At 51.4% G+C, this 10,556-nt stretch carries 8 protein-coding genes; 1 reads left to right on the forward strand and 7 read right to left on the reverse strand.

The window, feature by feature from the left end; translation table 11 throughout:
• Positions 1–327: 327 nt before the first annotated feature.
• The 4 genes from PGS38_RS17175 to PGS38_RS17190 form a co-directional block, all read right to left on the reverse strand.
• A complete protein-coding gene (locus PGS38_RS17175) occupies positions 328–1,878 on the reverse strand; it encodes a Mur ligase family protein (RefSeq protein ID WP_055219372.1) in 1,551 nt (516 codons plus the stop codon).
• 101 nt (positions 1,879–1,979) lie between these two features.
• On the reverse strand, positions 1,980–3,347 hold the full coding sequence (locus PGS38_RS17180) for an MATE family efflux transporter (protein ID WP_055219374.1): 1,368 nt from the start codon (positions 3,345–3,347) through the stop codon (positions 1,980–1,982).
• Entirely contained in the window at positions 3,323–3,625 is a 303-nt protein-coding gene (locus tag PGS38_RS17185; RefSeq protein ID WP_147326094.1) for a hypothetical protein, read from the reverse strand. Before PGS38_RS17185 ends, PGS38_RS17180 begins: the two co-directional genes overlap by 25 nt.
• Complete coding sequence (locus PGS38_RS17190; protein ID WP_117509215.1) at positions 3,598–4,929, reverse strand: MATE family efflux transporter; 1,332 nt, start codon at positions 4,927–4,929, stop codon at positions 3,598–3,600. Before PGS38_RS17190 ends, PGS38_RS17185 begins: the two co-directional genes overlap by 28 nt.
• A 168-nt stretch (positions 4,930–5,097) precedes the next feature.
• Between PGS38_RS17190 and PGS38_RS17195 the strand changes: the two genes are divergently transcribed.
• On the forward strand, positions 5,098–5,715 hold the full coding sequence (locus PGS38_RS17195) for a hypothetical protein (RefSeq protein ID WP_055219376.1): 618 nt from the start codon (positions 5,098–5,100) through the stop codon (positions 5,713–5,715).
• Between the two features lie 16 nt (positions 5,716–5,731).
• Here the strand turns inward: PGS38_RS17195 and PGS38_RS17200 are convergent, their stop codons facing one another.
• Genes PGS38_RS17200 through PGS38_RS17210 form a run of 3 tightly spaced genes read right to left on the reverse strand, consistent with a single transcriptional unit; the run spans position 5,732 to position 10,494 of the window.
• Positions 5,732–6,910: a phosphopentomutase gene (locus tag PGS38_RS17200; protein ID WP_055219378.1), complete on the reverse strand. Its 1,179-nt coding sequence runs from the start codon at positions 6,908–6,910 to the stop codon at positions 5,732–5,734.
• A gap of 19 nt (positions 6,911–6,929) precedes the next feature.
• Positions 6,930–8,774, reverse strand: coding sequence for an ABC transporter ATP-binding protein (locus tag PGS38_RS17205; RefSeq protein WP_118640235.1), 1,845 nt, complete (start codon positions 8,772–8,774; stop codon positions 6,930–6,932).
• Positions 8,755–10,494, reverse strand: coding sequence for an ABC transporter ATP-binding protein (locus tag PGS38_RS17210; protein ID WP_334294900.1), 1,740 nt, complete (start codon positions 10,492–10,494; stop codon positions 8,755–8,757). The genes PGS38_RS17205 and PGS38_RS17210 overlap by 20 nt, the downstream gene beginning before the upstream one ends.
• Between the last annotated feature and the right edge of the window lie 62 nt (positions 10,495–10,556).

Raw genomic sequence — 10,556 nt, forward strand, 5'->3', positions numbered from 1 at the left:
CGGCAAAACGGGAATATTATTTTCTAAAAGCGAAATCTCTGTCCAAAAACTTACAGCTTTGTCCTTCATCCCGCAGAATTCGTCTTTTTCCGCATGGTTCCCGGGTTTTTGCTTTCTGTGTTTAGTTTCACACGTCTAACTTTCGTTCGTTATATTTTTAACAACTTTTCGTCATACGGGCTAGTTTCTGTCCTTCTTTTCTACATTTTGTAGGATGTATCCGCCAAATTTCCTGTCTGATTTTCATTTCTGCTGCCGCCAGACGCAAAAAAGACACGGATTTTTCTGTTCCGTGTCTTTTTTGCTCTGTTTTTTCTGTTTTTGCTTCTATTCTTCTGTTTCACGGGCCGTTGCCGCTTCGGCAAATGCATTTCCATATTCGGCAAGCGCCTCTTTTGCATAGACGGCATCTGACCGGTACGGCACATTTCCGTTTCCGACGTGCATCGTCACGTCCGCGCCTTTTCCAAGGATCAGAACAACCTCTCCCGGTACGGCGCCAAGAATCGCCTCCCGGATTGCTGCTCCGCGGTCCATGCGGATCTGGAAGGATGCACCTTCCTTTGCTATGTACCCGCCGATCTCCTCACAGATCGCCTGCGGATCTTCGTTTCCCGGATCATCCGGTACGAGGAAAATCCGGTCCGCCCGTTTTCCGGAAATCTCACCCATATCTTTTCTGCGGTTGAATGCTTTTCCGCCCGGGGTTCCGAACACAACGCTTACGCGGCTCCCCGGGTATTCGAGTGCTACGGTATCAAACATTTTTTCAAAACTCAGGCCATTGTGCGCGAAATCCACGATCGCCGTGACCTCGCCCGCGCTGCTCTCATACGTCTCCATCCTTCCCGGAACGGTGACGCCAAGGAGGCTTTCCTTGATCAGCGAAACCGGGATTCCCATCGACCAGGCAGCCGCAATGGCAGCTACGGCATTCTCCACATTGAAGGCTCCGTGCACCGGCAGGGTAAAATCTTCCGAGAAATCCGGTCCTGCCACATGGAAATAGAATTTTCCTCTGCCCGGCTTGATATCACTCACGCGGATTACAGCATTTTCTTTCGATCCAAACGTAACGACGCGCTCACATTTTGCCGCAGCTTTCAGGATTTCCCCGATATGGTCGCTGTCCAGGTTCACGCAGGCGCAGGTGCAGCGGTCGAAGATCTTTAATTTCGACTGGAAATAATCATCAAAATCCTTGTGCTCCGTCGGGCTGATGTGGTCCTTGGAGATGTTCAGGAAAATGGCGGTATCAAAATGCGTGTTTCCGACTCTCTCGTATTTGAGCGCCTGGGAGGATACTTCCATCACCATATGGGAAAGGCCTGCATCTACGGCATTGCGCATATGACGGCACAGCTCCAGGGATTCCGGCGTGGTGAGCGTTGATGCTTCTCTCGTCTTTCCGTCGTAATATTCAATCGAACTTAACAGTGCACATCCGTTTCCGCCCTGTTTTTTCAGGCAGGCATCGAGCATCGACTGCAGGTAGTAGGCTGTCGTTGTCTTTCCTTTTGTTCCGGTCAGCGCCGTGACATGCAGCGACTTTGCCGGATAATCGTAAAACGCCTCACCCAGCACAAACTGTGCTTTTCTGGCATCGTTGACGATGAGCGCCGGAATTTCTTTTCCCGCTTCGTATTTTTTTTCACTTACATAGGCAACAGCACCGCGGTTTACGGCGTCTTTTAAGTATGCCTCTTTGAATGCAGCTCCTTTGCAGAGAAACAGCGTTCCCTGATCCGCTCCGCCCGAAAAATACGTTACGAGGGTAACGGGTCTGTCCTCTCCTTCTTTTCCTTCCGGCTCTGCAAATTCCACCAGAAGGCCTTCCTGCTCCAGAAGTTTCTTATATTCTAATACCGACTGTTTCATAGGATATCTTCCTCTCTTCTATGGGATTCTTTTTCAGCTTTCCTAAAATCCAGGCTCCATTATACCAGAATTGAAACAGCTTGTCCATCTTGCGGCACGGCTTACATCATCTGCGCATTTTTCTCAAAAAGAGAACGAAGCGTTTTTGCGCAGTACAGGTACGCCGGAACGAGAAACAGATCGGCGAGAATCCATGCCACCGGGCTTGCGAAGCAGACTGCGGTGTAACCAAAATACGGAACCAGGAAAAAGGCTACCACCGAACGGCCGATCATCTCGCAGACGCCGGCAAGGATTGCAAATTTGCTGAAGCCCATGCCCTGCACGGTAAAGCGTACGACATTGACAAGGGTCAGCGGAATGTAAAATACCATGTTGATCAGCAGCATCTGACGCGCCTGGTCGAGGATGACCGTCTCAGATGCATCTACAAAGAGAAGCGAAATCTGGCGGGACCACAGAAACATGACTCCTAAAATGACCACGGAATACACGCTTCCAATAATGGAACTTGTCAAAATACCGGTGTTGACACGATCCATCTTCTTCGCACCGACGTTCTGTCCGGCATACGTCGCCATAGTGGAGCCGAGCGCGTCGAACGGGCAGCAGCAGAACATGGAAATTTTACCGGCAGCCGTAACAGATGCAACCGCAGTGGAACCAAGGCCGTTGACAGCGGTCTGCAAAATAACACTTCCGATCGCGGTGATTGAATACTGCAGTCCCATCGGGATTCCCATATTGCACAGATTAAGCACATAATGCTTGTGCAGCTTCCAGTCCTCTCTCGTAAAAGCAAGGATGGTGAATTTTTTCTTCATATAAAAGAGACACAGGAATCCAGAGACTCCCTGCGCGATAATCGTCGCCCACGCGGTTCCCGCTACTCCCATCGGGCGGACCAGCGCAAGATCTAGCACGATATTCAGTATTGAAGAGATACCGAGGAAAATCAGTGGGGAGCGGCTGTCGCCGAGGCTCCGCATGATTGCTGATGTCTGGTTATAGAGCACCATAAGCGGAATTCCGAGGAAAATAACAAAGATGTAAGCGTATGCACCGTCCAGAATATCGGACGGGGTTTTCATCAGAATCAGAATGTCGCGGCACCAGATGCAGACAAGAACGGTCATCACCACGGAAAGAATACCGGCCAGGACGGCTCCATTTCCTACATACCGGCACAGCGCTTTCCGGTCTCCTGCCCCGAACATCTGCGCAACCGGAATTGCAAATCCGCTACAGACTCCCATACAGAATCCCACGATCATAAAGTTGATCGAACCTGTGCTTCCAACAGCCGCGAGCGCTTTCGCGCCTAAGAATTTTCCTACAATAATCGTATCGACCATGCTGTAAAACTGCTGGAACAACATGCCGAGCAGCAGCGGCAGTGCAAACCCCAGAATCAGTTTTACCGGACTGCCGTTTGTCAGATCTTTTACTGCACTTTTCTTTGTTGCCATGTGATGTCCTCCCTATTGTCGTATGTTTTTGCTTCCCCTTTTTGTCGAATCTCATGCCATTTTATATCTTGTTTTCTCAGAATGCAATCCCGTAATACTGCCGAATTAAGAGACGTTTTTTCATCACTTTTACGTGTTTTTGACATAGCGGCCGCCTGTGCAGGAATTCTGTTTTTTTGCGCACGCCAAAAGCGGCTGCGGCAGGTTCCCGTTCCGGAACGCTGTGCCGCAGCAGCTTTGCTGTTCTTTCTTATTTTGCAAATTCTTTCTTTTTCCACTGAAGCAGAATCATCACAGCCACCGATGCGGTCAGAAAATCAGAAACCGGCTGGGAGGCAATAACACCGGAAAAACCGGCAAGTTTTGAAGCGCAGAAAATTACAATGGCAAAAATCACGCCCTGACGTCCTGCTGAAAGAATCATTGCTCCTGCCCCGTTTCCGATCGCCTGGAAAATACAGGTCGATGCGAGTACGATACCAACAAACGGCATACCAATGAGCTGGACGCGAAGGATCTGCTGGGCCACTGCAATGACATCCGCCTCTTTTAAGAACAGTCCCACGAGAAGCGGAGCCGCCGCACCGAGCACAACCGCCATTCCGGCACCGGTCAGCACTTCCAGGAGGAAGGCAAAGCGGATCGTCTCACTGAGACGTTTTTTATTTTTCGCTCCATAATTGTATCCGACCAGCGGCTGTCCGCCAAAAGCGAAACCGACCATCACAAGAACAGAAATCATAATAATTTTCAAAGCAATTCCCATCGCTGCAACTTTGTCCGTTCCATACGGCTGCAAAAATCGGTTCGTCAGCGTCACGCCGATGCTCTGCATGAAGTTTGTGACGGATGCCGGAATGCCGATGGCAAGAACGGCGAGCACCTCTGCTCCGGTCATTTTCAGTTTTCGGAAATCGACGGAGAGATAGCGGCATTTCTTTATCATAAAGATAACATAGAAAATATCACCGCAGATGTTGCCGATCACCGTTGCAATCGCTGCTCCGGCTGCTCCCATGCCGAGCGTGTAAATAAAGATCGGGTCAAGAATGATGTTGACAACGGCTCCCAGCATTGTTCCGATCATCGAGGCTTTTGCGAAGCCCTCGGTCCGAAGAAGATTGTTCGGCGTCAGCTGCAGGATGATAAACGGTGCGCCGAGTGCAATCCACTGGTAATAGTCCCCCGCATACTGCCACGTCGTCTCATCACAGCCAAGCAGGCCAAGGATAGGCTGTTTGGCGGCAAGCAGGATGATGCTGACCGCAATGCCGACAGCAATCGCTGCGTAAAAGCAGAATACGCTGATCCGTCTTCCGTCCTCGTACTCTTTTTTACCGAAGAGGCGCGAAATGACGGAACTGCCGCCGACGCCGAAGATGTCACCGAGTGCAATCATCAGCGTGAAAATCGGTGTGCCGAGCGATACGCCGGCAATCAGTGCCGTGTTTCCGGTCCGCGCGATGAAAAAAGTATCTACCATATTATAGATCAGCGACACGACCATGCCGAGCACGACCGGAAGTGCGAGCGTCATATATGCTTTGGACACTTTTGTTTTCTCAAATAATTCGTTTTCCATTTTGAAAACTCCCCTTTCCTCTTTTTCGGTTACAGTTCACTGGTACCCAGCAAACTGTAACATTTTTCATTCTGGTTTATCTTAGCAGACTTTCTTGCTTTTTCTTGTGTCATATGTCACAATAAAGAAAAAGTTTTCCAAAAAATTTTTCTGTGAAAGGATTTTCCTATGAAACGAATTTTTGATCCGGCTCTGCTGGACTTTTATCTTCAGAAACATGAGATCCCATCTCTTTTCGATACCCCGGATCTCGCATTTTCTCTGTATCAGTTTGAAAAGGGCGAACGGCTCGACACGCTGAATCCGGAGGAATACCTCTCGTTCCTCGTGGACGGTTCCATCGAGATCAGCGCCAACCGCGCCGACGGCACGAGCTACCCGATCGGCTATCTCGACGGCTTTACCTGCATCGGCGATATGGAATTCTGCGGAAAACGCGATGATACGCACCAGATCGAGGCACGCACCACCGCGCTTTGTATTGTTCTGCCGCTCGCTTCCACGAAAGAGCTTCTGCTGAACGACAACCGCTTTTTACGATATCTTTTAAACTCTGTCACCGAAAAGCTGATGCTTTATTCCAGCTCCCAGTCGAATTTTTCCACGCTCGAGGAATCCTTCCTCTCTTATCTCTCAGAGCGCTGTCCGGATCAGACGTTTTCCGGCGTGGAAAAGATGGCCATGCAGCTCCACTGCAGCCGCCGCCAGCTCCAGCGGGTTTTAAAGAAGCTGCTCGAAGAAGGACAGCTTGTGAAACTTTCGAAAGGTTCTTACCGCCTCAGCTGAAAACGCCATCGCTTCCTTATTTCCACGATTCCAGGATCGATGTTCCGATCGTTCCCTCCGGCATTTTTACGCCGAAGTTCTCTGCAACGGATGCGCCGATCACAGCGAAGGTGTCCTTCGTCTCCTGAAGGCCGCTCTCCTTCATAGACGGTGAGTACGCAAGGAGCGGCACCTGTTCTCTGGTGTGGTCCGTTCCGGTATAAGTCGGGTCGTTGCCGTGGTCTGCCGTGATCAGGAGCAGATCGTCGTCTTTTAACTGCTCCAGCAGCTTTCCAAGGTTCACATCGAATTTTTCAATCTCTTTTCCGTAGCCTTCCGGGTTTCTTCTGTGGCCCCAGAGTGCATCGAAATCGACGAGGTTGACAAAGCACAGTCCGGTAAAATCTTTTCCTGCCGTCTCAATCGTCTGCTCCATGCCGTGGACGCTGCTCTTGGATTTCAGACTCTCCGTGATGCCCTCGCCGCAGAAAATATCGTTGATTTTTCCGATACTGATGACATCATATCCTGCCTCCTGCATCGCGTTGAGCACGGTTTTTCCCGTCGGTTTGACAGCGTAGTCGTGACGGTTTGCGGTGCGGACGAACTCTCCTTTTTTCTTTCCGACGTACGGTCTTGCAATGACACGGCCGACTTTCCACTCGTCTTTCATGGTCAGCTCACGGGCAATCTCGCAGTAATGATACAGCGTCTCCAGTCCCATCGTCTCCTCGTTGCCGCAGATCTGCAGTACGGAATCCGCCGAGGTATAGACAATCAGTTCTCCGTTTTCGATCTCGCGCTCTGCCAGCTCATCGAGGATCTCCGTTCCGCTCGCCGCCTTATTGCCGATGATCTTTCTGCCGGTTCGTTTTTCCAGCTCGTCGATCAGTTCTTTCGGAAATCCGTGGTCGGTGAACGTAACGAACGGCTTTGTCGTGTAAATTCCCATCATCTCCCAGTGGCCGGTCATGGTGTCTTTTCCGTTGCTCGCCTCGTTCAGTCTTCTGGCGTAACCCTTTGCCTCATCCTCTGTCACACCGCAGAGATTTCCCATGCCGAGGCGGCGCAGGTTCGGGATTTCAAGGCCTCCCTGACTCTCCCAGATGTGGCCGAAGGTATTGACACCGACATCCCCAAACTTCTCCGAATCCGCCATCGCCCCGATTCCGAGAGAATCCAGGACGATCAGAAAAATACGGTTATATTTTCTCATACTCTTTACTCCTTTCTTTTTAACTCAGCTCAAACATTCCATGATAGAGCTGATAATATTTTCCTTTCTGTGCCAGAAGTGCGTCGTGGTCGCCGCGCTCTACGATATTTCCCTGCTCCAGCACCATGATCGCATTGGCGTTTCGCACGGTGCTTAAGCGGTGGGCGATGACAAATACGGTTCTGCCCTCCATGAGCTGGTCCATTCCTTTTTCGATCAGCGCCTCGGTTCTGGTGTCAACGGAAGATGTTGCCTCGTCAAGAATCAGCACCGGCGGATCGGCAACGGCGGCACGGGCAATCGCGAGAAGCTGGCGCTGGCCCTGGGAGAGGTTGGCTCCGTCGGAGGTCAGCATCGTGTCGTAGCCGTTCGGCAGACGGCGGATGAAGGAATCCGCATTCGCAATTTTGGCCGCATGTTCAATTTCTTCCTGCGTGGCATCGAGTTTTCCAAAACGGATGTTTTCTGCTACGGTTCCCGTGAACAGATGGGTATCCTGCAGAACGATACCGAGGGAGTGGCGCAGAGCGTCTTTTTCGATATCTTTTACGTCAATGCCGTCGTAGACAACCGCGCCGCCCTGGACGTCGTAGAAACGGTTGATCAGGTTCGTGATCGTCGTTTTTCCGGCTCCTGTGGAACCGACAAAAGCAATTTTCTGACCTGGTTTGGCATACAGGCTGATGTTCTTTAAGATCAGACGGTCTGCCGTGTAGCCGAAATCCACGTTTTCAAAACGCACATCGCCCTTTAATTCCGTCATCGTTCCGTCCGGGCGCTTCCATGCCCAGCGGCCTGTTGTCTCTTCGCAGACGGCAAGTGCGCCGTTCTCTTCTTTTACGTTGACCAGTTCCACTTTTCCCTCATCGATTTCCGGCTCCAGGCTCATCACGTCGAAGACACGCTCCGCACCGGCGAGCGCTGAGAGAAGGAAGTTGCTCTGCTGGGTGAACTGGTTGATCGGAAGCGCCGCCTGGCGGACAAAGACAAGGTAGCTTGCCAGGCTTCCGATATCGGCTTTTCCGTGCAGGGCGAGAAGGCCGCCGAGCACTGCCACAATCGCATAATTGACATACGAAATGCTGACAACGACAGGAACCATCGTCGCCGCATACCCCTGCGCGCCGGTTCCCGCTTTCCGGAGCTCCTCATTCTTTTTGCAGAATTCCGTAAAGCTCTCTTCTTCGTGGTGGAACACCTTGACGACTTTCTGTCCGGTGATCAGCTCCTCAATATAGCCGTTCAGTTCTCCGAGGCTGTTCTGCTGCTTCGTATAATAACCCTTGCTGCGCTTTCCGCTGAACTTGATATACCAGAACATGATACCGTAGCACACCGTTACAATCAGTGAGAGCCGCCAGTTCAGGATATACAGCAAGGTCAGTGTTCCCACAATCTGGATGAAGCTCTGGATAACCATCGCAAAACTGTTGTTCAGAGCATCTGCCATCGTGTCGATATCGTTCGTGAAAAGACTCATGATATCGCCGTGGCGTCTGCTGTCGAAGAACTGCAGCGGCAGTGTCTGGACGTGTTCGAACAGATCGCGGCGGATATCAAAGACAACCTGCTGTGCTGCTTTTACCATGGTCTGCGTGTAGCCGTATGCTGCGAGTGCGCCGCACCCGAAAATGAGTGCCGTAATCAGCACGCCGCGCAGCAGTGTGTGCACATCTCCGTCCGCCAGTCCGTTGACTACCGGGCGGATCATATACGTTCCAAGGAGGTTGGCTCCCGCGCTGATTGTTACCAGTACCGCTACGACTGCGAGCATTTTTTTGTGCCGTCCCAGATAAGACAGGAAGACGCGCAGCGTGTGTTTCAGGTTCTTTGGTTTCTTTCCGCTATAAGCTCTCGCTGCCATTTTCGTCTCCTCCCTTCATCTGTGAGGCGTAAATTTCCTGATAAATCGGGTCATCCGCCAGCAGTTCAGCGTGCGTGCCGATCCGGTGTACTTTTCCGTCATCAAGAATGATGATCTGATCCGTATTCATGACGGATGTTACTCTCTGCGCAATGATAATTTTTGTGACATTCTTCCGCGCCGCCAGTGCCTCGCGGATCTTTTTCTCCGTTGCCGTGTCGACCGCACTTGTCGAATCATCGAAGATCAGGATTTTTGCCTTTCCGATCAGCGCACGCGCGATGCAGAGACGCTGCTTCTGGCCTCCGGAGAGGTTGCTTGCGCCCTGCTCGAGCACGGTGTCGAGGCCGTCCGGCATGCGGTTCAAAAATTCATCCGCACACGCCGCGCGGCATGCTTCCCAGATCTCCTCATCGGATGCATCCACATTGCCCCATTTCAGGTTTTCACGCACGGTTCCGGAGAACAGCACGTTTTTCTGCAGAATGATATTGACTGCATCGCGGAGAGCGGCAAGATCGTACGCGCGCACATCCTTTCCGCCGACGCGGACGGTGCCGCGGCTGGTATCATACAGACGCGGAATGAGCTGCACCAGCGTCGTTTTCGAAGAACCTGTTCCTCCGAGGATTCCTACCGTCTGACCAGCTTTGATCTTCAGCGTAACATCGGAGAGTGCGTACTCTTTTGCTTCTTCTTTGTATTTAAACGATACGTTGTCAAACTCCACGCTGCCCTCTGTCACTTCTGTTACACCATTTTCCGGCGAGGTGAGCACGATTTTCTCATCGAGCACCTCGACAATCCGGTGTGCGCTCGCCATGGAACGGGTCAGAAGCAGGAAGACGTTTGCAATCATCATCATCGAGTTCATGACCTGCATGACGTAGCTTAGAAATCCGGTCAGGTTTCCGACGGCAAGCTGTTTTTTCAGAATCATATTTCCGCCGAACCACAGAATCAGCACGATCGCGGTATACATGACGCCCTGAAATGCCGGCAGATTCAGCACGGCGTAGTGGAACGTCTGCTCGCTCGCTGCGGTCAGGTCGGTGTTGACCTCGTTGAATTTGTCTTCCTCGTACTCATCCCGCACGAAAGCTTTGACGGCACGGATCGCGGTCAGCCCCTCCTGGACAACGTTGTTCAGGCGGTCCACCATGGACTGCAGTTTTGTGTACATCGGGGCAACTCTCCGCACAATCAGGGAGAGAATAAAGCCAAGAAGCGGGGTACATACAAGGAATACAAATGCCAGCCGCGGATTCATATAGAATGAAAGGCCGATTCCCATAATCAGAAGCGACGGTCCGCGCGTGATCGGGCGGAAGCCGGCGCTTACCATATTCTGGATGACGGTAACATCCGTCGTCATACGGGTGATCAGGGATGATACCGCAAAGTGGTCGAGGTTGGAAAATGCATACTGCTGCATTTTCTCATACTCCGCCTTCCGGATCTCAGCTCCCCAGCCGTACGTCGCCCGCGCCGCAAAGTGCGCGTATAAAATTCCGGTCACAAGCGCACAGAGCGCGCAGACTCCCATCTGGATTCCCTTGCGGTAAATGTAAGGGATATCGCCGTTCGCAACGCCGATGTCAATCAGATTGGAAATCAGAATCGGAATAAAAAGTTCAAAACACGTTTCTACCAATACCAGCACTGCTCCGAAAATCATATCCCGCTTGTAGGGACCTGCATACGAGAGCAGACGCTTCATATCATTCATCTTCTGTCATGTCCTGCCACTCAAAATGTGATTAAATATACTTATCACATCGA

The organism is Fusicatenibacter saccharivorans, assembly GCF_027667425.1.
GTDB classification, from domain to species: domain Bacteria; phylum Bacillota; class Clostridia; order Lachnospirales; family Lachnospiraceae; genus Fusicatenibacter; species Fusicatenibacter saccharivorans.

Excerpts from the sequence above, each read along its gene's own strand:
- PGS38_RS17175 (WP_055219372.1), bottom strand. The coding sequence starts at position 1,878 with ATGAAACAGTCGGTATTAGAATATAAGAAACTTCTGGAGCAGGAAGGC.
- PGS38_RS17180 (WP_055219374.1), bottom strand. The coding sequence starts at position 3,347 with ATGGCAACAAAGAAAAGTGCAGTAAAAGATCTGACAAACGGCAGTCCG.
- PGS38_RS17190 (WP_117509215.1), bottom strand. The coding sequence starts at position 4,929 with ATGGAAAACGAATTATTTGAGAAAACAAAAGTGTCCAAAGCATATATG.
- PGS38_RS17195 (WP_055219376.1), top strand. The coding sequence starts at position 5,098 with ATGAAACGAATTTTTGATCCGGCTCTGCTGGACTTTTATCTTCAGAAA.
- PGS38_RS17200 (WP_055219378.1), bottom strand. The coding sequence starts at position 6,910 with ATGAGAAAATATAACCGTATTTTTCTGATCGTCCTGGATTCTCTCGGA.
- PGS38_RS17205 (WP_118640235.1), bottom strand. The coding sequence starts at position 8,774 with ATGGCAGCGAGAGCTTATAGCGGAAAGAAACCAAAGAACCTGAAACAC.
- PGS38_RS17210 (WP_334294900.1), bottom strand. The coding sequence starts at position 10,494 with ATGAAGCGTCTGCTCTCGTATGCAGGTCCCTACAAGCGGGATATGATT.